Consider the following 21,987-nt stretch of genomic DNA (forward strand, 5'->3'; position numbering starts at 1 on the left):
ACCTGGATCACGCCTCGATCCGGGTGGACAGCATGCGCGAGGTTTCGATCAGTGTGCGGCATAGACGCTCCATCGATTGGCGTAATCTTTCGTCCCTGAAATTCCCATCCTCGTCAAAGGCGTTGTCGCCCTCCGGCACCGAGCACTCCGGTGTCACCACCTCCATCTGGCATCGCACCAGCACGGCGCGCAGATGGTTGATGCAGCGTATCCCGGCGAAGTGGCCTTTGGAAGACGAGCAGAGGCCGGCGACCTTGCCGGCAAGCGGCCTGAAGCTGCGGGCGCCGTCATGGCGCGCCAGGCTCACCCAGTCGATCGCATTCTTCAGCAGCGGCGGCAGCGAGCCGTTGTATTCGGGGGTCGCGATCAGCACGCCGTCATGGGTGGCGATCAGCCAGCCAAGCTTCATGGCGTTTTCGGGAATGCCCTTTTCCTTCCGCAAGTCCTCGTCCACGATCGGCAGCGGATAGTCGCCGAGCGAGATGCGGGTTACTTCGGCGCCTTGCAGGGCAAGCTCCTTCTGCGCCGCATCGGCTGTCCGCCCACTGAAAGCGCCGGTTCGGACGGAGCCCGCGAAGACGAGGATTCTTGGGATCAACGCCATTGGCTCGCTTCGCTAAGGGAGTAGGGGAGTAAGGGAGTAGGGCAGTAGGGATAGCGCGGAAGTTGAACTGTTCATTCCCTACTCCCTACTCCCCTCATCTAATGCCTTTCGCGCCGGTATATCCACAGCTGCGTCGGCGGGATGTTGCGGATGATGAAATCGAAATGCTTGACCGTGTAATTGCCGCGGCCGGGCGGGATCGGCGACAGCGGGCCGTAGGTCAGCTGCACGATCGGCCGTCCATGCGGGATGCGGTCGAGCAGGCTCTCGACATAGGCGATGCGCTGGGCGACCGGGAAGTTGAGCAGCGGCACGCCGGAGACGACGGAATCGAACACCATGTCGCGCTTGTCGCCGAGCGTGGCGTTTAGATTGAAGGCATCGCCCTCGATGACGTTGACGCGCGGATAGAGCCGGCGCAGGTGGCGTACGAAGTCGGTCGAGTATTCGACCGCGTAGAGATTTTCCGGTTTCACGCCCTGAGCAAGGATGGCGCGGGTGATGACGCCGGTGCCGGGACCGACCTCAAGCACCGGCAGGCCCGATTTAGGGTTGACGATCGAGGCCATCTTGCGGGCGGTGATGGAACTGGTGGGAACGATCGAACCGACCGCCTTCGGCTTGTCGATCCAGCCTTTGAAGAACTTCAGCTCGTCGTCGAATTTTTCCGCCAGCGCTTTGCGCAACCCGGGACCACGTGCCATGCGAGCTCTCCTCAACGCTCCCCCGAACCGCTACTTATCAGCTAGGTGGAACAAGGCAAGGCGTCAACCTGGCATAAGGTGTTGATGACGCTCGGGAATGTTGCCGGATAAAGATCAGCTTTCGCCGAACGACTCGAAAAAGTCCTTCATACGGGCGAAAAAGCCGCTCGACTGGGGCGAATTGTCCTTCGAGGAGAGCTGCTCGAACTCTTCCAGCAATTCGCGCTGGCGGCGCGACAGATTCTGCGGCGTCTCGACCGCCGTCTGGATGTAGAGGTCGCCGACATTGGGCTGCCGCAGCACCGGCATGCCCTTGCCTTTCAGCCGGAACTGGCGGCCGTTCTGGGTGCCTTCCGGCACCTTCACCTTGGTCTGCGTGCCATCGAGCGTGGTGACCTCGAACGAACCGCCAAGGGCGGCGGTCGTCATCGAGATCGGCACCTTGCAGTAGAGATCGGCGCCGTCGCGCTGGAAGAATTCGTGCGGCTTGACCGCCAGGAAGATATAGAGGTCGCCCGACGGGCCGCCGCGCAGGCCGGCCTCGCCCTCATTGGCAAGCCGGATGCGGGTGCCGTCCTCGATGCCGGCCGGGATGTTGACCGAAAGCGAACGCTCCTCGGTGACGCGGCCCTGGCCGGCGCATTTCGGGCAGGGGTCCTTGATCGTCTGGCCGCGGCCCTGGCATTGCGGACAGGTGCGCTCGATCGAGAAGAAGCCTTGCGTGGCGCGCACCTTGCCGTGGCCATGGCACATGGCGCAGGTGACCGGCTGCGTGCCGGGCTTGGCGCCGCTGCCGGAGCATTCCGAGCAGGCCATCGAGGCCGGCACGCGGATCTGCGCCGTCTTGCCGGAGAATGCCTCCTCGAGCGAGATCTCCATATTGTAGCGCAGGTCCGCCCCGCGCTCGCGGCCGCCCGACGAGCGGCGCTGGCGACCGCCCATCATGTCGCCGAAAATATCTTCGAAAATGTCGGCGAAGCCGCCGGCGCCGAAGCCGTGCGCCGCGCCGTTCATGCCGCCCTGCTCGAAGGCGGCGTGGCCGAAACGATCGTAGGCCGCGCGCTTCTGCGGGTCCTTCAGCGTCTCGTAGGCCTCGTTGATTTCCTTGAACTTGTGCTCGCAGGCATGGTCGCCGGGATTGCGGTCGGGATGGAACTGCATGGCGAGCTTGCGGAAAGCGCTCTTGAGTTCCTTGTCATCGGCGCCTTTTTGCACGCCCAGCGTTTCGTAGAAATCAGCTTTCATTTTTTCCCGCAGTCCGGATGCTCAATGTCTTCAAGCATTGTTGCGTCGTCGCCGGCACGTTGTTCGATTTAGGAGCGATGTTGCCCGGATACTAGTGCCGGGCCGGGCTCAGCCCGTGTTTTTCCGTGCTTTTTAGGCCGGACCCGCACTTTTTCAGCGAAGGTTGCAAAAAAGCCCGGCTTTGCGCCGGGCTTTTCGCATTATTCGCCGTCAGCCGGCTCAGGCCGACTTCTTCTTCTCGTCGTCTTCGTCGATTTCCTCGAAGTCGGCGTCGACCACGTCCGAATCCTTGGCGGCATCCGCCTTGGCGTCGGCTTCGGCCGCTTCCTTCTGTGAGGCCTCGTACATGGCCTGGCCAAGCTTCATCGAGGCTTCGGCCAGCGACTGCGACTTGGCCTCGATGTCGGCCACGTCGTCGCCCTCGGCGGCGGTCTTCAGCGCCGCAATCGCGTCGGCGATCGCGGTGCGGTCGGCCTCCGAGACCTTGTCGCCATAGTCCTTCAGCGACTTCTCGGACGAATGCACCAGGGATTCGGCCTGGTTGCGGGCCTCGACGAGGGCACGGCGCTTCTTGTCGGCGTCGGCGTTGGCCTCGGCGTCCTTCACCATCTTCTCGATGTCGGCGTCGGACAGGCCGCCGGACGCCTGGATGCGGATCTGGTGCTCCTTGCCGGTGCCCTTGTCCTTGGCCGAGACGTTGACGATGCCGTTGGCGTCGATGTCGAAGGTGACCTCGATCTGCGGCACGCCGCGCGGGGCCGGCGGGATGCCGACCAGGTCGAACTGGCCAAGCAGCTTGTTGTCGGCCGCCATTTCGCGCTCGCCCTGGAAGACGCGGATCGTCACCGCCGACTGCGAATCCTCGGCGGTCGAGAACACCTGGCTCTTCTTGGTCGGGATCGTGGTGTTGCGCTCGATCAGCCTGGTGAACACGCCGCCTAGCGTCTCGATGCCGAGCGACAGCGGCGTCACGTCGAGCAGCAGCACGTCCTTGACGTCGCCCTGCAGCACGCCGGCCTGGATGGCGGCGCCGAGCGCCACGACCTCATCCGGATTGACGCCCTTGTGCGGGTCCTTGCCGAAGAACTGCTTCACGATCTCCTGGATCTTGGGCATGCGGGTCATGCCGCCGACCAGGACCACCTCGTCGATCTCGCCCGCCTTCAGGCCGGCATCCTTGAGCGCCGCCTTGCAGGGGTCGATGGTGCGCTGCACGAGATCCTCGACCAGGCTCTCGAACTTCGCCCGGGTGAGCTTCATCGTCAGGTGCTTCGGTCCGGTGGCGTCGGCGGTGATGAAGGGCAGGTTGATCTCGGTCTGCGTCGTCGACGACAGCTCGATCTTGGCCTTCTCGGCCGCTTCCTTCAGGCGCTGGAGCGCGAGCTTGTCGGCCTTGAGGTCGATGCCCTGCTCCTTCTTGAACTCGGCCGCCAGGTACTCGACCAGGCGCATGTCGAAGTCCTCGCCGCCGAGGAAGGTGTCGCCATTGGTCGACTTCACCTCGAAGACGCCGTCGCCGATCTCGAGCACCGAAATGTCGAAGGTGCCGCCGCCAAGGTCATAGACGGCGATGGTCTTGCCGTCCTTCTTCTCGAGGCCATAGGCAAGTGCCGCGGCCGTCGGCTCGTTGATGATGCGCAGCACCTCGAGGCCGGCGATCTTGCCGGCGTCCTTGGTCGCCTGGCGCTGGGCGTCGTTGAAATAGGCCGGAACGGTGATGACCGCCTTCTCGACCTTCTCGCCGAGATAGGCCTCCGCCGTTTCCTTCATCTTCTGCAGGATCATGGCCGAGATCTGGCTGGGCGACTGCTTCTTGCCGCCGGCCTCGACCCAGGCATCGCCATTGTCGCCCTTGACGATCTTGTAGGGGACAAGCTTCTTGTCCTTCTCCGTCACCGGATCGTCATAGCGGCGGCCGATCAGGCGCTTGACCGCGAAGATGGTGTTTTCAGGATTGGTGACCGCCTGGCGCTTGGCCGGCTGGCCGACGAGACGTTCGCCGTCGCTGTTGATGGCGACGATGGAAGGGGTCGTACGCGCGCCTTCCGCATTCTCGATAACCTTGGGCTCCTTGCCGTCCATGATGGCGATGCAGGAGTTGGTGGTTCCGAGGTCGATACCGATTACTTTTGCCATTGTTCTGGTCTCTCCGCTAAGCAGGCTCTCAGGACCCTGATAAGGCGTTCCGACGAAAGCCCCTGTTCACAAGAAATTCCGTCACGGTCCCGGATTTTCAAGGCCGGACGGTTGGCGCGTATATAAGAACAGGCGGCACGGCGCGCAAGCATTCTGCGCAAGGCGTCTGCCATCCCGGAACGGACCGGCGCGCCTTACACGAGGATCGGTGCGAATTTCTTCTATCTCATTGTCCAGACGGGATTTTTTCCGAGCCTAAGCATGCCTGTCGCATATCGGGCAAGGGCAGGCTTGGCGCGGCGGGCGTGACTTTGGGTCGCGAATGCGCGGAAAAACTTCTTTGCCGCCATGCACTTGGCCCTGTCGGGGGTCGTTCGGAAGTACGCACGGGCCGGCGGCCCTAGCGATCGTGCAAACCGTCATCGCTTAGCTTGGTGGCATCGACCGAACGAAGCAGCCAGTGTCAGCCGAAGAAGATGGAAACTTGGCAATTGAAGCATGCGGGACTACGAATAAGACAAGATGCGGCAGATCGCCGGCACGAACGCCGGCTTGGATCATGCGCGCGAAATCGATCCTGATCGGGGTACTTGCCGGGATGGTCGCATTCTCCGGCTGCACCACCGGCGGCGCATTGCAGACTTCCCCACTGGCCTATGGCGGCCTCACCGACGCCGGTTTCCGCATTCCGCCGGTTCCGATCTACAAGGTCGACCAAAAGTTCCACCGGCAGACGGTGCCTTACGCGACCGACGAAGCGCCCGGCACCATCGTCGTCGATACGGGAGCAAAATTCCTCTACTACGTGTTGGGAGACGGTCAGGCGCTGCGCTACGGCATCGGCGTCGGCAAAGCGGGCTTCGAGTGGCATGGCACCGCGCATGTCGAGCGGAAGCGCGAGTGGCCGGATTGGAGCGCGCCGTCGGCGATGATCGTGCGCGAGCGCAACCGCGGCCACATCATACCGGCCCATATGGACGCCGGACTCATGAACCCGCTCGGCGCGCGGGCGCTCTATCTCTTCAACGAGAAGGGCGACACCGGATACCGCCTGCATGGCAGCCCCGAATGGTGGTCCATCGGCAAAGCCGTCTCGGCGGGCTGCATTCGCCTGATGAACCAGGACATCATCGATCTCTATGACCGTGCCGCAATCGGCACCAAGGTGATCGTCATATAGACGCCGCGTTGCCGTCTTCCCGCGGCCGCTCCAATACCGACTAGTTTCGGAACGCTTCCGTGCAAAGCATGCGCAGCTTCGGAAAGATGTTGCTTCCGCCGGCGATCACTTGCGTTCCTTGGCTGACGACCGTTCTCGGGTCCGGCTTCAGCACTGTGCCGCCCGCCTCTTCGACCAGAAGCATGCCGGCAAGGCAGTCCCACGCATTCATGTGCTCCTCGACATAGCCGAGCAGCCGGCCTGCGGCGGCATAAGCGAGCATCAGGGCGCCGGACGCGTTGCGAAAGAAGACGCCGCCCTCGGCCATGATCATCTTGACCAGCACGGCGACATGTTCGGTCGACGCGCGGTTCGACAGCCCGGTTCCGACCGAGCCTTCGGAAAGCGCGGAGGCGCCGCTTGCCCTGATCGGCCTGCCGTTGACGAAGGCGCCGCCGCCAAGGCGGCCATGGAAGGTTTCGCCGGTCGACGCCTCATGGATGACGCCGACGACGGTCTCGCCGTTCCTGGCGCAGGCGATCACCACGCACCAGGCGGGAATGCCGCGCACGAAATTGGCGGTGCCGTCGATCGGGTCGATCACCCAGACATAGCCGGTCTTGCCGGTAACCGGCGCATGCTCCTCGCCGACAATGCCGTCGTCCGGATAGGCTGCTGTTATCGCCGCACGGACGAAAAGCTCCACCTCGCGATCGGCGTCGGAGACAAGATCCTGATGGCCCTTGCTCTCGATGGTCAGGTTTTCGAGGTCGCGGAAATATTTCAGCCCAAGCTCGCCTGCGCGCCGCGCGAGATCGATGGCGAAATGCGTGCGCTGGTCGAGATCATCGGTCACGGGAAAGCTCGCGCTTGAGGAGAGACGCCTGCCCCCTAGCAGATGAGCATGTCAGGCAAAAGGCGCTCAGTGATCAGGCGGCTTGCGACATCGATCCGTGCACGTCCGCCAGAACCTCGAAGGAGCGCACCCGCGCCGCGTGGTCGAACATTTGCGCCGTCACCATCAATTCGTCGGCGCCGGTGCGGCGCACGAAGGCGTCGATGCCCTGGCGGACCGTGTCCGGCGAGCCGACGACGGCGCAGGACAGCGCCTGGGCAAGCATGGTCTTGGCCACCGGATCGAGATCGCGATCATAGTTCTCGACCGGCGGCGGCAATTGCCCGGGCCGGCCGCTGCGCAGATTGACGAAAGCCTGCTGCAGCGAGGTGAAGAGCAGCTTCGCCTCGGCATCCGTGGAAGCCGCGAAGACATTGAGGCCGAGCATTACATAAGGCTTGTCGAGCTGGGCCGAGGGCTGGAAGCGCGTGCGATAGACCTCCAGCGCTTGGTCGAGTTCGGCGGGCGCGAAATGCGAGGCGAAAGCATAGGGCAGGCCGAGCAATGCGGCGAGCTGCGCGCCGTAGAGGCTGGAGCCCAGGATCCAGACCGGCACCTCCTGGCCTTCGCCTGGCACCGCGCGGATGCGCTGGCCTTCCTCGGCCGGCTGGAAATAGCCCATCAGCTCGACGACGTCCTGAGGGAAGTTGTCACTGGCCTCCAGATTGCGGCGTAGCGCCCGCGCCGTCATCATGTCGGTGCCCGGCGCGCGGCCGAGGCCGAGGTCGATGCGGCCCGGATGAAGCGCGTTGAGCGTGCCGAACTGCTCGGCGATCACCAGCGGCGCATGGTTGGGCAGCATGATGCCGCCCGCGCCGACGCGGATCGTCTTCGTCCCGCCCGCCACATGGGCGATGACGACGGAGGTCGCGGCGCTGGCGATGCCAGGCATGTTGTGATGTTCGGCGAGCCAGTAGCGCTTGTAGCCCAGCCGCTCGGCATGGCGGGCAAGGTCGAGCGAATTGGCGAGCGACTGCGAGGCATTGCTGCCTTGGGTGATCGGCGACAGGTCGAGAACCGAAAGGGCCGTCATTGATCAGGTCTCCACGATTTGCTTCTGCCGCAACCTCGCCTCGAAGGCGGCGCGGTCGGGAATGACGATGGCGAGCTGGCCTTCCAGCACGTCGGCGAGCTCGGCCGCCGAGGCGATTTCCCGCTGCTCGCTGCGGCCGCCAAGGTGATGGGTCGACAAGCGGTTGTTGCGCAGCGCGTAGCGCCGGTCCGGCAGGGCGCGCGCGGCAACCAGGGTCGACAGGAAATGCGAGCTCGGATGCGTCGACAGGAAATGGCTGCTCACGGAATAATCGACCTCGTAGGCCCGCTGCATGTCGAAGCGGTAGAGCGTGCGCCAATCACCGCCGATATGGGCGCCGCCGATATTGGCCTGCAGGCGAAAATGATCGCCGGCCTCGGCGATACGGAACACTTCGTGCGGAGTCTGCTGCTCGAGATTTGGCTCCAGCAGCAGCGGCGCCGTCAGCGTCAGGGCGCCGAAGCCGACATCGGCGATATAGGTTTTTCCATCGAGCTCGACCCGCAGCAGCATATGGCTGCGCGCCGTGATGGTGTCGTCCGGCTGGCCCCAGAGCACGCGGGCGGCGAGCCCGGTCACATTGAAACCCAGCTCCCCAAGCGCATGCATGAAGATCAGATTGTGCTCGAAGCAGTAGCCGCCGCGGCCTTGGCCGAAGACCTTGTCCTGCAGCGACGCCGGATCGAGCCCGACCGAAATACCCATCAGCGCATCGACATTCTCGAACGGGATCGCATGCGGATGTTGCCGGTGCAGCGCCTTCAGCGTTGCCAGCGAAGCATCCGTCGGGCCGCGATAGCCAATGCGCGCGAAATAGGCATCGATGTCGAAGGAAGCGTCGGTCATGAGGGGCGGGTCCGGCTTGACCGGTCCGATATAGGCACTCGTCGCCGATGCGGCAAACCAGGGCCGAGTTTGAGGATTGGGCCAGGGCGTCAGACGGCCTTGTGGTTGTTCTCGGCCGGCTCGTCTTCGACGAGGATGGTCTGTTGCGCCGCCAAGAAATTGCCGACATGGCTGAGGCCGTCGAAATGGTCGCAGAACACCTTGATGACCACCAGCAGCGGCACCGCCATCAGCGCGCCGACAAAACCCCATAGCCATGACCAGAAGGCGATGGCGATGAAGATCGCCACCGCATTGATCTCCAGCCTTCGGCCGACCATGACCGGTGTCACGAACTGGCCCTCGACAATATCGCACAGCAACACGAAGGCGGGCGCCAGCAGCGCATAGGAGATCGAATCGAAGCTGATCAGCGCGATGACGGTGACCAGGAGGATGGTCGTCAGCGCGCCGACATAGGGCAGGAAATTGAGGAGCGCCGCGGCCGCGCCCCAGACCAGCGGGTTCGGCATGCCGAGCCCCCACAGGCCCAGCCCGATCACCGTGCCGAGGCCGGCATTGATGAGCGTGACGGTGAGCAGGTAATGCGAGATCTCGCGCTCGACGTCATAGACGACGCGCAGCGCCCGCTTCTTCTGGCTGAGGCTGGTGAAGGACTGGACGATCTTCTCGTAGAACAAGGTGCCCGAGGCGAGCAGGAACAGCGACAGCACGAAGACGATGGTGATCGAGGTGCCTGCCCCCAGGATGTTGCTGGCCGCGGCGGACAGAATACCGGACGGCGCCACCGAGACCCTTTGCACGCCCGGTTCCTGCGCGGTCTCGGTCAGCGCCCCGAGTTGGCGCGAAACATCCGCCATCATCTCGAGCGGACGCTTGAACGGCGCCAGCCTTTCTGTGAGCTGCTGGCCGATCGAGTAGCTGTTGTTGACAAGGTTGATAACCGGCCCGCTCAGCAGATAACCGGCGCTGACGAAGATGAATATGGAGAGCAGCACCAGCAGCGTCGCGGAGAGCACGTCTGGAATACCGTGCTTGCGCAGGAAGCGCACGATCGGCGTCAACGTCAGCGCCAGCAGGAAGGCGAGGATCACCGGCATGAAGAAAGCGCGGGCGAAATAGAGCGCGAATACCGTCAGCAGAATGAAGATGCCGATCAGCAACGACCGCATCAGCCGCAACTCGGCGCGCGCTCCGGCACGCGGGTCTGAGGCACGCGGATCGGGGCTTTCGGCAACGCTCGCGCCCGACGCGGTCGTTTCGGCTTTCATCGGTTCCCCTCGCAATCGTCGAGAAAAACGTGCGCGCCGCGCCAAGGTTCCGTTGGAGCAATTCCAGGAAAAGTGTGACCGGTTTTCCGTCCGGAATTGCATTAAAACAAAGTGATAGCTTTAGCCGGCGTGGATGAACGGACCCTACCGGACTGGCATCGTCAGGCCACCGGCGCCGGCGCGGCCTTCGCCGTTTCCTTGCGCACGATCGGCGCCACCCTGGTGCCGTAAAGCTCGATCGCCTTCATGATCTTGGCATGCGGCATGGTGCCGATCGCCATCTGCAAGAGGAAGCGGTCGTTGCCGAAGATCCTGTGCTGGGCGACGATCTTTTCCGCCACCTGCTCGGGATTGCCGACGAACAAGGCGCCACCGGGACCTCGCGCCTGGTCGAAATGCGCCCGCGAGGTCGGGCCCCAGCCGCGCTCGCGGCCGATGCGGTTCATCACCTCGGCCTGGGGCTCGTAGAAGTCGTCGGCCGCCGCCTCGGTGGTCTCGGCGATGAAGCCGTGCACGTTGAGGCTGGTGGCAAGCGTGGCGGGATCGTTGCCGGCGCGCTTTGCCGCCTCGCGGTAGATATCGAACAGCGGCGCGAAGCGGGCCGGCTCGCCGCCGATGATGGCTAAAGCCAGCGGCAGGCCGAGCACGCCGGCGCGGGCGGCGGACTGGGGCGTGCCGCCAATGGCGATCCAGATCGGCAGCTTTTCCTGGAATGGCCGTGGATAGACGCCGCGGCCATTGATCGGCGCGCGCAAGCGTCCTTGCCACGTCACCTTCACCTGGTCGCGAATGGCAAGCAGGAGGTCGAGCTTCTCGGCGAAGAGCTCGTCATAGTCCTCGAGGTTGTAGCCGAACAGCGGGAAGGATTCGATGAAGGAGCCGCGCCCGGCCATGATCTCGGCGCGGCCGCCGGACAGAAGGTCGAGCGTCGCGAACTGCTGGAAGACCCGCACCGGATCGTCGGAGGAAAGCACGGTGACCGCGCTGGTAAGCTTGATGCGCTTCGTCCGCTCCGCGGCCGCCGCAAGGGCTACGACCGGCGCCGAGGCCGCATAATCGGGGCGATGATGTTCGCCGAGGCCGAACACGTCGAGACCGACCTGGTCGGCCAGCTCGACCTCCTCGATCAGGTTGCGCAGCCGTTCATGCGGCCCGATGGCGCCGGGGCCGGGTTCCGGGCTGACATCCGCGAAAGTGTAGAGGCCGAGTTCCATTTCTTTGCATCCTGATGCGCCGCTTGGGCGTTGATTGTTGGCGCTAGAGTTAGCGATCGGCCTGGCCAGCCGCCAGAGGCGCGATTTGTGAACAGTGCATCGCGCCGTCGCGACGTGCCCCGGCGGCAACAGCTCAGATTTTCATGGCTGGCATACCGTTTTGGCGCTTGAACTCGTCACTTTCGCGCGTATGTAAGCGTCGCGAATTGACTGCAGGGAAGTGGATTTGGCTATCTACAGGGAAAAAGACATATTCGAGCGGCGCAATGCCGCGAACGAGGCAAAGAAGGCGCTCCTGGAGCGCTTCAAGGCAAAGCCGGCGGCGGACGATCCAGCGGTGCTGGCGCGTCAGGCGGAACGCAAGGCGATCCTTGCGGCCCGTGCGATCCGCGAGGCCGAGAAGACCAGGCTGAAGCAGGAAAAGCTGGCGCGCGAAGCGGCCGAGAAGGCTGAACGCGAGGCAGCGGCCGAGGCTGCTCGTATTGCCGCTGAAGAGGCGGCGGCAGCCGAGGCGAAGATCCGCGAAGCCGAGGAGAACGAGCGTATCTCCCGTCTGCTTGCAGATGAGGCAGAGCGCAAGGCCAAGCGCGATGCGCGCTACGCCGCCCGCAAGGCGCGCGTCGGCCGTACGCCTCCGGGTTTCTCCGCCCGCTGACATAGGTTCGTTCGAAGATTGGTTCAGGGTCGCCAGCGGCGGCCCTGAAGGCGTTTGTCTGATGCATGTCGCCCAAAAGTGTGCAGCGGTTTTGGGACAACGACATGCATCAGAACAAAGACATAAAGCGCGTCGCCTGAATCCGTTTCAGCGCGACGCGCTTTAGCGCAATTCCAGGAAGAGCGCGTAGCGGTTTTCCGTCCGGACTTGCGTAAGAACAAAGAGAGGCGTCAGGCGACAAGCTTCAGCCCGACGATGCCTGAGACGATCAGGCCGATGCAGGCGAGCCGGACCGCTGTCGCCGGCTCGCCGAGCAGCCAGATGCCGAGCAAGGCGGTGCCGACGGTGCCGATGCCGGTCCATACCGCGTAGGCCGTGCCGACCGGCAATTCCTTCAATGCCAGGCCGAGCAGGCCGAGGCTGACGATCATCGAGGCAATGGTGAGAAGGGTCGGCAGCGGCTTCGAGAAACCGTCGGTATATTTGAGGCCGATCGCCCAGCCGATCTCGAACAGGCCGGCGAAGAAAAGAAAAATCCAGGACATCGCAACGCTCCATCGCTCCAGCATCGCGCTCGATGCTGGAAGTGGCGGGTCGTCCCGGCCGATTTTTCAGAGAAGCGAGGTCGTCCTCGCCGCATCGATATAGGTAGCCTTGCGCTCCGATCAACAAAACACCGGCAGCATTCGGCATGCCGCCGGTTCAAATCCGCATCGAGACGGACAATGCATGTCGCCCAAAAGTGCGAAGCGGTTTTGGGAGAACGACATGCATCAAAACAAAAAAGCGTGACGCCTTGATCCGTTTCAGCGCGGCACGCCCGCGCTGGCGGCTTACTTCTCCTTGATGCGCATCGCCTTGACCGGCGGCGCCTTCGGAGCCGGGGCCGCGGCTGGTTTCTTCGCGTCCTTCTTCGGCTTGCGGGGTTCCTTGCCCGCCTTCATCGCACCTTTAGCCATGATTCGTTCCTCCGATTGTGGGCAGCCCAAGTGAAACAAGAGAAACGCCCGACCGCAAGAGGCCGCTTGACGCTTCGAAAGCCGGCTTCCCCGATGTCAACCGTTTTCCCTCGATCCGCCGGCACAGGTTTCGAGCAGCGGGCAACAGGATGTCCCCCTTGAACCTCGCAACGGCTGGCGCATTGTCTGTAGAGCTTCGGCCGGCGGGTCGTTAAGCTCGGCGCTCTGAAGAGGATCTGGAAGCGGATGGCAGGGCATAGCGGCTCCAGAAGGGTGATCTATGCTGCGCTCGCCGGCAATCTCGCGATCGCGCTCACCAAGTTCGCCGCGGCGCTCTTCACCGGTTCCTCCGCCATGCTGTCGGAAGGCGTGCATTCGCTGGTCGATACCGGCAACGGCGCGCTTCTGCTTCACGGCATGCGCCGTGCCGCGCGCCCGCCCGACCGCACGCATCCGCTCGGCCACGGGCGCGAGCTCTATTTCTGGAGTTTTATCGTCGCCCTTCTGGTCTTCGCGCTCGGCGCCGGCGTGTCCTTCTACGAGGGCGTCATCCACATCATGGCGCCCGTGCCGGTCGTCAACGCCAGGGTCAACTACATCGTGCTTGGCCTGTCTTTCCTGTTCGAAGGCAGCTCCTGGCTGGTGGCGCTGAAGGAGTTCCGGGGACAGAAAGGCCGGGAGGGCTGGTTCGAGGCGGTGCGGCTCAGCAAGGACCCGAGCGTCTACACGGTACTGTTCGAGGACAGCGCGGCACTGCTTGGCCTGATCGTCGCCTTCGCGGGTATCCTCGCATCCGAACTGCTGGAAATTCCCGAGCTCGACGGTGTCGGCTCGATCGGCATCGCCATCATCCTCGGCGCGACCGCGATCTTCTTGGCGCGCGAGAGCAAGGGCCTGCTTCTCGGCGAGCCGGCCTCTCCGGAAGTGCAGCGCAAGGTTCTGGCGATCGCCGAGCAGGACCCGGCCGTGCAGCGGGCAAACGGCATATTGAGCGTCCATATCGGCCCCGAGGAAATCGTTGCAGGCTTGAGCATCGAGTTCGAGGATCATCTCACTGCGCCGGAGATCGAAGCCTGCGTCGAGCGCCTGGAGGCGCGGCTGAAGCAGGAGATGCCGGAGATCGCCAAGCTGTTCGTCAAGCCGCAGGCCACCGGCACATGGGAGCGCAGGCGTAAGGCTATCGCCGAGGCCTCTGAAGAGGATTAGGTTTGAGCGAAGCAAACTTTCGGGGAGTATTCCTATGAGAATCGACGGCGGGTGCCATTGCGGCGCCATCACCTATGAGGCGGAGGTCGATCCGGAAAAGACTTCCATCTGCCACTGCACGGATTGCCAGAAACTCACAGGCACGGCCTTCCGCGTCACCGTGCGCGTGCCGGAGGAGGATTACCGCATCACCAAGGGCGAGCCCAAGGTCTACATCAAGACCGGGTCGAGCGGCGCCAAGCGGGCTCAGGGCTTTTGCGGCGAATGCGGCTCGCATCTTTACGCCACATCGGTCGGCGAAGGGCCCAAGGTCTATGGCATCAGGACCGGCACGGCGCGCCAGCGCGACCAGCTGGTGCCAAGGACGCAATACTGGCATCGCTCGGCCTTGCACTGGCTGCCGGAATTCGAGGGCACAAGGATCGTCGAGGAGCAGTAAGCTTGTTGGGCGACCTTGAAGAGCGGCCGATGCCCATCCTTCGTCATCCTCGGGCTTGACCCGAGGATCCATGCCGTAACGCTCGCCGAGGAATGCGACGTATCAGAATTCTGCACCGTTGCGGCGCTCCGCAGTCACGGCATGGATTCTAGGGTCTGCGCGCGTCGCTTCGCTCCTTGCTGCGCCCTAGAATGACGATGTGAGTGGGCGCTTCGCCAATCTCCGGCGAAACTAGTCGTCGCCTTCGACGACCCTGAGCCGCAATTGACCCGTCTTGGAATCGGCCACGCGCGCGCCGGCCTCCGCCTTGGCCGGACCGCGCGGCGGCTCGGTTTCCCCTTCGGCGAACTCCAGCGCCTCGATCTTCTGGCCGCGCTTGGTGACTTTCGACGTCGAGACGAGGATGTCGTCGATGTCCTTGGCCGCCTGGCCGAAATGCGTCTGCAGCCGGCGCACGCGCTCATCGACGCGCTGAACATCCTCCATCAGGCGGATGACCTCGCCCTGGATCAGATGCGCCTGCTCGCGCATGCGAGCGTCCTTCAGGATCGCCTGGATGACCTGGATCGACAGCATCAGCAGCGAGGGCGAGACGATGACGACGCGGGCGCGGTGCGCCTTCTGCACCACGGCCTCGAAATTCTCGTGGATCTCGGCGAACACCGATTCCGACGGCACGAACATGAAGGCGGTGTCCTGCGTCTCACCCTGGATCAGGTATTTTTCGGCGATATCGCGGATATGCACCTCGATGTCGCGCCGGAACGCCTGCGCCGCCGCCTTCTGCGGATCGGCGCCCTCGGCGGCGCGAATGGCGTTCCAGGCTTCCAGCGGAAATTTGGCGTCGATGGCAAGCATCGGCGCGCCGTTGGGCATCCGCACCAGGCAATCCGGTCGGCTGCCGTTGGAGAGGCCCGCCTGGAACTCGTAGGCGCCGTGCGGCAGGCCGTCGGCGATGATCGCCTCCATGCGCGACTGGCCGAAGGCGCCGCGGGTCTGCTTGTTGGAAAGGATCGCCTGCAGCTGCACTACCTGGCCGGCCAAAGACTGGATGTTGCCTTGCGCGGTGTCGATCACCGCCAGCCGCTCCTGCAGCTTGGCCAGGCTTTCATGCGTCGACTTGGTCTGCTCGGCCATGGTCTGGCCGAGGCGGCCGGTCATGGCGTCGAGACGCTGTCCCAGCGACTGGGTAAGCTCGGCCTGCCGCGCCCCGAACACTTCGGCGATCGCGCCCATGCGTCCTTGCATCTCGGCCTGCGCCTGCAGGATGTCCGCCATCCGCGCCTCGGTGTCACGCGCATGGTCGGCGGCCTCTGCCGCCGCCACCGCGCGCGCCCCGGCAGCGCGCCACAACGCGACGACGAGCGCCAGGAACAGTGCCAGCAGCAGCGCCGCCCCGAAACCCAGCGCCTGGCCGAGCGTGATCGTGGTGGCGCCAAGCCTTGCAACGGGCTCAGAAAGGATGGAGGTCATGTCGTTCATGCCGGCAGCATAACCGATTCGGCCTGCTGGCATAGATCAAAACGTGAACAGCCTAAAGATGTCCCGGTTGACGCTGCTGTGGCGAGGTCTTAGGTGAGACGCCATGTCGATCAAGCCGCTCATCATCCTTCCCGATCCGATCCTGCGCCAGGTTTCCAAACCGGTGGAGCGCGTCGATAGCGATTTGCGCAAGCTCGCCGACGACATGCTGGAGACCATGTATGACGCGCCGGGCATCGGGCTGGCGGCGATCCAGATCGGCGAGCCGAGGCGCTTGCTGGTCATCGACCTTGCCAAGGAAGGCGAGGAGCCGGCGCCGCATGTCTTCATCAATCCGGAGGTCCTCGAAAGCTCCGACCAGCGCTCGGTCTATGAGGAAGGCTGCCTGTCGATCCCGGACTATTACGCCGAGGTCGAGCGCCCTGCCGCCGTGCGGGTAAAATATCTCGACCGTGACGGCAAGCTGCAGGAGATTGAGGCTGAAGGCCTGATGGCGACCTGCCTGCAGCATGAGATCGACCATCTCAACGGCGTGCTGTTCATCGACCACATCTCGAAGCTGAAGCGCGACATGGTGGTGAGAAAATTCAAGAAGCTCGCCAAGGACAAGGCGCCGGGCAAGATGGTGGGCTAGGGGTCATGCCCCTGCGCGTCATCTTCATGGGCACGCCGGATTTTTCGGTGCCGACGCTCAGCGCCATCGCCGAGGCCGGCCATGACATCGCGGCTGTCTACACGCAGCCGCCGCGCGCCGCCGGCCGGCGTGGACTGGAACTGACGCCCTCGCCCGTGCAGCGCGAGGCCGAACGGCTGGGCCTCGAGGTGCGGGCGCCGGCATCGCTGAAAGGCGAGGCCGAGCAGCAGGCCTTCGCCGCCTTGGGAGCTGATGTCGCCGTGGTCGTCGCCTATGGGCTGCTTCTGCCAAAACCCGTCCTGGAGGCCACCAAACTCGGCTGCCTCAACGGCCACGCCTCGCTTTTGCCGCGTTGGCGTGGTGCTGCTCCCATTCAGCGCGCCATCATGGCCGGCGATGCCGAGACCGGCATGATGATCATGCGCATGGAAGAAGGTCTGGACACCGGTCCGGTGGCATTGGTTGAAAAATGCGCCATCGCACCCGATGTGACGGCCGGCGAATTGCATGACGGGTTGATGGACATAGGCGCTTCGCTGATGGTGGAAGCGCTGACGCGGCTGGGGATAAATTGTCTGACATTTACCCAACAGGCGACGGAAGGGGTGACCTACGCCCGAAAGATCGATAAATCGGAGACACGCGTAGACTGGACGCGGCCTGCCGGCGAAGTCCACAATCACATTCGCGGCCTCTCGCCCTTTCCGGGCGCGTGGTGCGAGGTCGAAATTGGCGGCCGCATGGAGCGGCTGAAACTGCTTCGCTCGACGCTCTCGGATGGCGTCGGCGAGTCGGGAGGAATTCTCGATGACCGGCTGACGGTCGCCTGCGGGTCAGGCGCGATCAGACTGGTCGAAGTTCAACGGGCGGGCGGAAGGCCCGCCGCCGCGCAGGAGTTTTTGCGCGGGGCCAAGATCGAAAAAGGAACGAAACTCACATGAGCATGATGTCGATACGCGCGGCGACGCCGCGGGATCGCGAGGCGATCCGCCTCGTCGAAGAACATGCCTTCGGCCAGCAGGCGGAGGCCGGTCTGGTCGACGCGCTGGTGACGGGCGGCGACGCCGTCGTCGAACTGGTCGCGGAAGAAGACGGCCAGGTCGTCGGCCACATCCTGTTTTCCAGGCTTTTCGTGCAGACCGGCGGCAAGCGCTTCGCGGCCGTGGCGCTGGCGCCGCTGGCGGTGGAGCCGTCCTTCCACGGCACCGGCATCGGCGGCGCGCTGATCCGCGAGGCGCATATCCGCCTCAAGGAAGCCGGCGAGGCGCTGGCCGTGGTGCTGGGTGACCCGGCCTATTACGGGCGCTTCGGCTATACCCACGCCCGCGCCGAGAAGTTCGAGAGCGAGTACCAGGGCGAAGCGCTGCAGGCTCTTGTCTGGGGCGACGCGCCCGCGACCGGCAAGCTGGTCTACGCTTCGGCCTTCACCGCGCTCGCCGCCTAGAGCATGATCCCGAACCGAAGGTCCGCGTCCGCGAAAAGTGGGAACCGGTTTTCGGGAAAGATCATGCTCAACCGAAAAGACGAGGCCTCGTCTCCATCGCGGGCAGTTGTCTGAGCATGCCGCGTTTTCGTCTCGATATCGAATATGACGGCAGCCAATTCGCCGGCTGGCAGCATCAGGCGGACCAGCCTTCGGTGCAGCAGGCGATCGAGCAGGCGATCGCGAAATTCTGCGGCGAAGAAGTAAGGTTACGTGCCGCCGGCCGCACCGATGCCGGCGTGCACGCTACCGCCCAGGTGGCGCATGTCGATCTCGCCAAACCCTGGGCGGGCGACAAGGTGCGCGATGCCGTCAACGCCCATCTGCAGGCGGCCGGCGCGCGCATCGCCATCCTCAAGGCTGCCGTCGTTGCCGATGGCTTCGACGCGCGCTTTTCGGCCACCGGCCGCCACTATCTCTACCGCATCCTCAATCGCCGCGCCCCGTCGGCGCTGGAAAAGGGCAAGGTCTGGTGGGTGCCGAAACGCCTCGATGCCGAGGCCATGCACGAAGCGGCGAAAGTGCTGCTCGGGCGGCATGATTTCACCACCTTCCGCTCCACCCAGTGCCAGGCCGAAAGCCCGGTCCGCACGCTTGATCGTCTTGATGTCAGCCGCGCCGGCGATCTCATCGAGGTCCGAACCTCGGCGCGCTCCTTCCTGCACAACCAGGTGCGCTCGATGGTGGGGTCGCTGAGACGCGTCGGCGACGGCTCCTGGAGCGCCGCCGACCTCAAGGTCGCACTCGAAGCGCGCGACCGCGCCGCCTGCGGCCAGGTTGCCCCGCCGGACGGGCTGTTTCTTGTCGGCGTCGATTATCCGCAATCCACTGAGCAAACCGGTCGGTCAGCGTCGCCCACGACCCAATCGTCTGACTAAAGCATGTCTCCCGAAAAGTGGGCACCGGTTTCGGGACAAAGACATGCGTAAAATCAAAACCTAAAGCGCATAGAGCGAATCTGAAAGATCGCTATGCGCTTTAGACAGGCGCGGCGCGCCTTGCGCATTTTCTTCAGACAATCGAAACGCTACTGACACCGCCCCGTCAGTTGGGATGTCTTATAGGACCGCCCATCGGTTTGAAAATCAACGGAATCCTCCGTGGTTCGGCCGCATGGGGCTCCGCGCAACTGACATGAGCTACAGCGAAAACCTCTGGCTGTTCTTCGTGCTGCTTTTCGGCATCATCGCCGTTCCCGGCATGGACATGCTGTTCGTGCTGGCCAATGCGCTGACCGGCGGACGCGACAGAGGCCTTGCCGCCACCGCCGGCATCATGCTCGGCGGTGCGGTGCATACGCTGAACGGCGCCATCGGCGTCGGCCTGCTCATGCATTTCGTGCCGATCCTGTTCAAACCGCTGCTGGTCGCCGGCGCCGCCTATATGGCCTATATCGGGATATCGCTGATGCGCAGTTCCATCACCGTCGGCGATGATGGACCGGCCGGCAGCCGCTCCGCCTGGAAAGCCTTTCGCCAGGGATTGGTCACCTGTCTGATCAACCCGAAGGCCTATCTCTTCATCCTCGCTGTCTATCCGCAATTCCTGAAGCCGGCTTACGGTCCGGTCTGGATGCAGGCGACCGTCATGGGATTGCTGACGATCGCCACACAGGCAGGGATCTATGGCGGACTCGCAATCACTGCCGGGCGCAGCCGGGCGCTGCTAATCGACAATCCGCGGGCGACCATCCTTGCCGGCCGCGCGGCCGGACTGCTGCTTTTTGCAGTCTCGGTGTTCACTGCTTGGGAAGGGCTGAGGGCGGCGTGAGCCTCAAAGGCTCACGCCGCGTTCTTCCAACACCCCTCAACCGTCTCGGCGCTGCGCGCCGATCCACCTTCTCCCACAAGGGGAGAAGGGGAGCGCGTCAGGCGGCGCCCTGACGGCTGGCCAGCAGTTCGCGCTTCACGGACCGGCGCCATTCGACAGCGCCGGCAAGGCCGTGCAGCACCGTCTCGGTGGTCGCCCAGTCGATGCAGCCATCGGTGATGCTCTGGCCGTAGGTGAGCGGCTTGCCCGGCACGACATCCTGGCGGCCGGCGACGAGATTGCTCTCGATCATGACGCCGATGATACGCTCGTCGCCCGCGGCCACCTGGCCCGCCACGTCATGCGCGACCTTCGGCTGGTTCTCCGGCTTCTTGCCGCTGTTGGCGTGGCTGACATCGATCATCAGCCGCGGCGCGACGCCGACGCGGGCAAGCTCCGTGGCCGCCGCGTCAACGCTTGCCGCGTCGTAGTTGGGCACGACGCCGCCGCGCAGGATGACGTGGCAGTCCTCATTGCCGGTCGTCGCCGCGATCGCGCTGCGGCCGCCCTTCGTCACCGCCATGAAATGATGCGGCTGGGCGGCCGACTTCACCGCTTCGGCGGCGATCCTGAGATTGCCGTCGGTGCCGTTCTTGAAGCCGACCGGGCAGGACAGGCCCGATGCCAGCTCGCGGTGGATCTGGCTCTCGGTCGTGCGCGCGCCGATGGCGCCCCAGGCGACGAGGTCGGCGATGTATTGCGGCGTCGTCATGTCGAGGAACTCGGTCGCCGCCGGCAGGCCGAGATTGTTGACGGCCGAGAGCACGTTGCGCGCCATCCTCAGCCCCTTGTCGATGTTGAAGCTGCCGTCGAGGTCGGGATCGTTGATCAGGCCCTTCCAGCCGACCGTGGTGCGCGGCTTCTCAAAATAGACGCGCATGACGATCTCGAGCCGGTCGGCCAGGGCCTCGCGCAGCGCCGCCAGACGGCTGGCGTAGTCCACGGCGGCGACCGGATCGTGAATGGAACAAGGGCCGACGATGACAACCAGTCGATCGTCGGCCCCGGTCAGGATGGAGTGGATGGCGTTGCGCGAAGCGGCAACGGTGCGCGTCGCCGTGAGTGAGCGCGGTATCTCGCGCATCACCTCGTCCGGCGTACTCAGTACCTTGAGTTCCTTGACCCGAAGGTCGTCTGTGGTGGTCAACACGGCTTTCTGCTCCTGGTTAGGAGACCTGCCGGCTGAAACGAAAAAGCCGCCAGGTCTGGCGGCTTTTCGGATTTAGGTGCTGCAATCTTCAGATCGAGCGCAATCCTCCCGCCGCCAGCGAGCTGTCGTAGTAAAAGTACCAAAACGAGGCGGTCAGGTGGATCATGCGGCTCATATAGTCGAAGCTGAGGCGTTTGTCACCTGGCGAGATTCTACTCGCCAATCACGCCGGCAATGTTCTGGTCGTAATCGACCAGCGAACCGGTCATGACGCCGGCCTGCGGACTCAGCATATAGGTGATCAGGCGGGCCAACTGCGCCGGCTTGACGAGCTGGCCCATCGGCTGCGCGGCCTCGGCCTTTGCCAGCCAGTCGTCCGGCGCGTCGTGCCATTTCTTCTGCACGATCGCCTCGCCCTCGGTGTCCATCCAACCAGGCAGCACGGCGTTGCAGCGGATGCGGTTCCGCCGATAGGAGCTGGCGACATTCTTGGTCAGCGTCATCAGCGCCCCCTTGCTGGTCGAATAGGGCGTCAGGAAGGACTGGCCGGCATGCGCCGACATCGACAGCACGTTGACGATCGAGCCCGGCGCCTTGCGCTCCAGCAAATGCGCGACGAGGCCCTGCATCAGGAAGAAGGGGCCGCGCACATTGGTGTCGAATATCTGGTCGAAAAGCTCTTCGGTGGTCTCGACCAGCGAGCCGCGCGCCGAGGTGGCGGCGGCGTTGACCAGCGCGTTGAGCGTGCCGAAATGGGCAATGGCCGTTGCGACAGCGCCCTTGCAGTCGGCGACCTTGGCGACGTCGGCGCTGATGAAGATGGCGTCGACGCCGCTCTTCTTCAGCGCCGCGACCGCTCTGTCGCCCTTCTCCTGCGAGCGGCCGATCAGCGCCAGCGCGCGGCAGCCCTCATCCGCCAAGGCCTCGGCCACGGCGAAGCCGATGCCTTGCGCGCCGCCGGTGACGATGGCGCGCGTTTCTGAATTGCGACCGGCCAAACCGCTCATCGCTCTGCTCCTGTGTTTTTGACTACCAATAGATTTTCGAGGTTCATTGAGGTTCC

The 21,987-nt window shown here is 64.1% G+C and carries 23 protein-coding genes; 9 read left to right on the top strand and 14 right to left on the bottom strand.

Annotated elements, in window-relative coordinates; translation table 11 throughout:
* Positions 1 to 7: 7 nt before the first annotated feature.
* From AC4FWB_RS18825 to dnaK, 4 genes are all read right to left on the bottom strand, one after another.
* On the bottom strand, positions 8 to 604 hold the full coding sequence (locus tag AC4FWB_RS18825; protein ID WP_491027768.1) for an NADPH-dependent FMN reductase: 597 nt from the start codon (positions 602 to 604) through the stop codon (positions 8 to 10).
* A gap of 98 nt (positions 605 to 702) precedes the next feature.
* Positions 703 to 1,308 (bottom strand): phospholipid N-methyltransferase PmtA, encoded by a 606-nt coding sequence (gene pmtA, locus AC4FWB_RS18830; protein WP_491027769.1) that lies wholly within the window; start codon positions 1,306 to 1,308, stop codon positions 703 to 705.
* Between the two features lie 114 nt (positions 1,309 to 1,422).
* Positions 1,423 to 2,553: a molecular chaperone DnaJ gene (gene dnaJ, locus AC4FWB_RS18835; protein ID WP_491027770.1), complete on the bottom strand. Its 1,131-nt coding sequence runs from the start codon at positions 2,551 to 2,553 to the stop codon at positions 1,423 to 1,425.
* A 219-nt stretch (positions 2,554 to 2,772) separates the two neighbouring features.
* Positions 2,773 to 4,689 carry a molecular chaperone DnaK gene (gene dnaK / locus AC4FWB_RS18840; protein WP_491027771.1) on the bottom strand — a complete coding sequence of 639 codons (1,917 nt, stop codon included), beginning with the start codon at positions 4,687 to 4,689 and terminating at the stop codon, positions 2,773 to 2,775.
* Between the two features lie 559 nt (positions 4,690 to 5,248).
* Between dnaK and AC4FWB_RS18845 the strand changes: the two genes are divergently transcribed.
* Positions 5,249 to 5,869, top strand: a complete 621-nt coding sequence (locus AC4FWB_RS18845; RefSeq protein WP_491027772.1) for a L,D-transpeptidase — start codon at positions 5,249 to 5,251, stop codon at positions 5,867 to 5,869.
* 40 nt (positions 5,870 to 5,909) lie between these two features.
* On the opposite strand, the gene AC4FWB_RS18850 is transcribed toward AC4FWB_RS18845, so the two are convergent.
* The 5 genes from AC4FWB_RS18850 to AC4FWB_RS18870 form a co-directional block, all read right to left on the bottom strand.
* Positions 5,910 to 6,704: an inositol monophosphatase family protein gene (locus AC4FWB_RS18850; protein WP_491027773.1), complete on the bottom strand. Its 795-nt coding sequence runs from the start codon at positions 6,702 to 6,704 to the stop codon at positions 5,910 to 5,912.
* A 73-nt stretch (positions 6,705 to 6,777) separates the two neighbouring features.
* Positions 6,778 to 7,776 (bottom strand): LLM class flavin-dependent oxidoreductase, encoded by a 999-nt coding sequence (locus AC4FWB_RS18855; RefSeq protein WP_491027774.1) that lies wholly within the window; start codon positions 7,774 to 7,776, stop codon positions 6,778 to 6,780.
* A 3-nt stretch (positions 7,777 to 7,779) separates the two neighbouring features.
* Positions 7,780 to 8,622, bottom strand: coding sequence for an arylamine N-acetyltransferase family protein (locus AC4FWB_RS18860; RefSeq protein WP_491027775.1), 843 nt, complete (start codon positions 8,620 to 8,622; stop codon positions 7,780 to 7,782).
* 89 nt (positions 8,623 to 8,711) lie between these two features.
* Entirely contained in the window at positions 8,712 to 9,893 is a 1,182-nt protein-coding gene (locus AC4FWB_RS18865; RefSeq protein ID WP_491027776.1) for an AI-2E family transporter, read from the bottom strand.
* 161 nt (positions 9,894 to 10,054) lie between these two features.
* Entirely contained in the window at positions 10,055 to 11,107 is a 1,053-nt protein-coding gene (locus AC4FWB_RS18870; RefSeq protein WP_491027777.1) for an LLM class flavin-dependent oxidoreductase, read from the bottom strand.
* A gap of 226 nt (positions 11,108 to 11,333) precedes the next feature.
* On the opposite strand from AC4FWB_RS18870, the gene AC4FWB_RS18875 reads away from it, so the two are divergent.
* Positions 11,334 to 11,762: a DUF6481 family protein gene (locus tag AC4FWB_RS18875; protein WP_491027778.1), complete on the top strand. Its 429-nt coding sequence runs from the start codon at positions 11,334 to 11,336 to the stop codon at positions 11,760 to 11,762.
* Positions 11,763 to 11,992: 230 nt separating this feature from the next.
* Here AC4FWB_RS18875 and sugE read toward each other — a convergent pair whose 3' ends face one another.
* Both sugE and AC4FWB_RS18885 read right to left on the bottom strand, forming a co-directional pair.
* Positions 11,993 to 12,307: a quaternary ammonium compound efflux SMR transporter SugE gene (sugE, locus tag AC4FWB_RS18880; RefSeq protein WP_320218099.1), complete on the bottom strand. Its 315-nt coding sequence runs from the start codon at positions 12,305 to 12,307 to the stop codon at positions 11,993 to 11,995.
* Positions 12,308 to 12,595: 288 nt separating this feature from the next.
* Positions 12,596 to 12,721 carry a hypothetical protein gene (locus tag AC4FWB_RS18885; protein WP_082953831.1) on the bottom strand — a complete coding sequence of 42 codons (126 nt, stop codon included), beginning with the start codon at positions 12,719 to 12,721 and terminating at the stop codon, positions 12,596 to 12,598.
* 246 nt (positions 12,722 to 12,967) lie between these two features.
* Here AC4FWB_RS18885 and AC4FWB_RS18890 point away from each other — a divergent pair, with 246 nt between their 5' ends.
* Both AC4FWB_RS18890 and AC4FWB_RS18895 read left to right on the top strand, forming a co-directional pair.
* Positions 12,968 to 13,927 (top strand): cation diffusion facilitator family transporter, encoded by a 960-nt coding sequence (locus AC4FWB_RS18890; RefSeq protein WP_491027779.1) that lies wholly within the window; start codon positions 12,968 to 12,970, stop codon positions 13,925 to 13,927.
* Between the two features lie 34 nt (positions 13,928 to 13,961).
* Complete coding sequence (locus AC4FWB_RS18895; RefSeq protein ID WP_491027780.1) at positions 13,962 to 14,366, top strand: GFA family protein; 405 nt, start codon at positions 13,962 to 13,964, stop codon at positions 14,364 to 14,366.
* Positions 14,367 to 14,597: 231 nt separating this feature from the next.
* Here AC4FWB_RS18895 and AC4FWB_RS18900 read toward each other — a convergent pair whose 3' ends face one another.
* Positions 14,598 to 15,848, bottom strand: a complete 1,251-nt coding sequence (locus tag AC4FWB_RS18900) for a DNA recombination protein RmuC (RefSeq protein ID WP_491027781.1) — start codon at positions 15,846 to 15,848, stop codon at positions 14,598 to 14,600.
* 103 nt (positions 15,849 to 15,951) lie between these two features.
* Between AC4FWB_RS18900 and def the strand changes: the two genes are divergently transcribed.
* From def to AC4FWB_RS18925, 5 genes are all read left to right on the top strand, one after another.
* Positions 15,952 to 16,482: a peptide deformylase gene (gene def, locus AC4FWB_RS18905; RefSeq protein WP_491027782.1), complete on the top strand. Its 531-nt coding sequence runs from the start codon at positions 15,952 to 15,954 to the stop codon at positions 16,480 to 16,482.
* A gap of 5 nt (positions 16,483 to 16,487) precedes the next feature.
* A complete protein-coding gene (gene fmt / locus AC4FWB_RS18910) occupies positions 16,488 to 17,423 on the top strand; it encodes a methionyl-tRNA formyltransferase (RefSeq protein WP_491027783.1) in 936 nt (311 codons plus the stop codon).
* The gene (locus tag AC4FWB_RS18915; protein ID WP_491027784.1) at positions 17,420 to 17,926 is read left to right on the top strand and encodes a GNAT family N-acetyltransferase; all 507 of its coding nucleotides are present in this window, start codon (positions 17,420 to 17,422) and stop codon (positions 17,924 to 17,926) included. Before fmt ends, AC4FWB_RS18915 begins: the two co-directional genes overlap by 4 nt.
* Positions 17,927 to 18,042: 116 nt before the next feature.
* A complete protein-coding gene (truA, locus tag AC4FWB_RS18920) occupies positions 18,043 to 18,843 on the top strand; it encodes a tRNA pseudouridine(38-40) synthase TruA (RefSeq protein WP_491027785.1) in 801 nt (266 codons plus the stop codon).
* A gap of 256 nt (positions 18,844 to 19,099) precedes the next feature.
* Positions 19,100 to 19,735 (top strand): LysE family translocator, encoded by a 636-nt coding sequence (locus tag AC4FWB_RS18925; protein WP_491027786.1) that lies wholly within the window; start codon positions 19,100 to 19,102, stop codon positions 19,733 to 19,735.
* 97 nt (positions 19,736 to 19,832) lie between these two features.
* On the opposite strand, the gene AC4FWB_RS18930 is transcribed toward AC4FWB_RS18925, so the two are convergent.
* Both AC4FWB_RS18930 and AC4FWB_RS18935 read right to left on the bottom strand, forming a co-directional pair.
* The gene (locus AC4FWB_RS18930) at positions 19,833 to 20,924 is read right to left on the bottom strand and encodes a 3-deoxy-7-phosphoheptulonate synthase (RefSeq protein ID WP_491027787.1); all 1,092 of its coding nucleotides are present in this window, start codon (positions 20,922 to 20,924) and stop codon (positions 19,833 to 19,835) included.
* Between the two features lie 212 nt (positions 20,925 to 21,136).
* Positions 21,137 to 21,931: an SDR family oxidoreductase gene (locus tag AC4FWB_RS18935; protein ID WP_491027788.1), complete on the bottom strand. Its 795-nt coding sequence runs from the start codon at positions 21,929 to 21,931 to the stop codon at positions 21,137 to 21,139.
* Positions 21,932 to 21,987 lie beyond the last annotated feature (56 nt).

It is taken from the genome of Mesorhizobium sp. LEGMi-168a (genome assembly GCF_058312955.1).

Excerpts from the sequence above, each read along its gene's own strand:
- AC4FWB_RS18825 (WP_491027768.1), bottom strand. The coding sequence starts at position 604 with ATGGCGTTGATCCCAAGAATCCTCGTCTTCGCGGGCTCCGTCCGAACC.
- pmtA (WP_491027769.1), bottom strand. The coding sequence starts at position 1,308 with ATGGCACGTGGTCCCGGGTTGCGCAAAGCGCTGGCGGAAAAATTCGAC.
- dnaJ (WP_491027770.1), bottom strand. The coding sequence starts at position 2,553 with ATGAAAGCTGATTTCTACGAAACGCTGGGCGTGCAAAAAGGCGCCGAT.
- dnaK (WP_491027771.1), bottom strand. The coding sequence starts at position 4,689 with ATGGCAAAAGTAATCGGTATCGACCTCGGAACCACCAACTCCTGCATC.
- AC4FWB_RS18845 (WP_491027772.1), top strand. The coding sequence starts at position 5,249 with ATGCGCGCGAAATCGATCCTGATCGGGGTACTTGCCGGGATGGTCGCA.
- AC4FWB_RS18855 (WP_491027774.1), bottom strand. The coding sequence starts at position 7,776 with ATGACGGCCCTTTCGGTTCTCGACCTGTCGCCGATCACCCAAGGCAGC.
- AC4FWB_RS18860 (WP_491027775.1), bottom strand. The coding sequence starts at position 8,622 with ATGACCGACGCTTCCTTCGACATCGATGCCTATTTCGCGCGCATTGGC.
- AC4FWB_RS18865 (WP_491027776.1), bottom strand. The coding sequence starts at position 9,893 with ATGAAAGCCGAAACGACCGCGTCGGGCGCGAGCGTTGCCGAAAGCCCC.
- AC4FWB_RS18870 (WP_491027777.1), bottom strand. The coding sequence starts at position 11,107 with ATGGAACTCGGCCTCTACACTTTCGCGGATGTCAGCCCGGAACCCGGC.
- sugE (WP_320218099.1), bottom strand. The coding sequence starts at position 12,307 with ATGTCCTGGATTTTTCTTTTCTTCGCCGGCCTGTTCGAGATCGGCTGG.
- AC4FWB_RS18885 (WP_082953831.1), bottom strand. The coding sequence starts at position 12,721 with ATGGCTAAAGGTGCGATGAAGGCGGGCAAGGAACCCCGCAAGCCGAAG.
- AC4FWB_RS18890 (WP_491027779.1), top strand. The coding sequence starts at position 12,968 with ATGGCAGGGCATAGCGGCTCCAGAAGGGTGATCTATGCTGCGCTCGCC.
- AC4FWB_RS18895 (WP_491027780.1), top strand. The coding sequence starts at position 13,962 with ATGAGAATCGACGGCGGGTGCCATTGCGGCGCCATCACCTATGAGGCG.
- AC4FWB_RS18900 (WP_491027781.1), bottom strand. The coding sequence starts at position 15,848 with ATGAACGACATGACCTCCATCCTTTCTGAGCCCGTTGCAAGGCTTGGC.
- def (WP_491027782.1), top strand. The coding sequence starts at position 15,952 with ATGTCGATCAAGCCGCTCATCATCCTTCCCGATCCGATCCTGCGCCAG.
- fmt (WP_491027783.1), top strand. The coding sequence starts at position 16,488 with ATGCCCCTGCGCGTCATCTTCATGGGCACGCCGGATTTTTCGGTGCCG.
- AC4FWB_RS18915 (WP_491027784.1), top strand. The coding sequence starts at position 17,420 with ATGAGCATGATGTCGATACGCGCGGCGACGCCGCGGGATCGCGAGGCG.
- truA (WP_491027785.1), top strand. The coding sequence starts at position 18,043 with ATGCCGCGTTTTCGTCTCGATATCGAATATGACGGCAGCCAATTCGCC.
- AC4FWB_RS18925 (WP_491027786.1), top strand. The coding sequence starts at position 19,100 with ATGAGCTACAGCGAAAACCTCTGGCTGTTCTTCGTGCTGCTTTTCGGC.
- AC4FWB_RS18935 (WP_491027788.1), bottom strand. The coding sequence starts at position 21,931 with ATGAGCGGTTTGGCCGGTCGCAATTCAGAAACGCGCGCCATCGTCACC.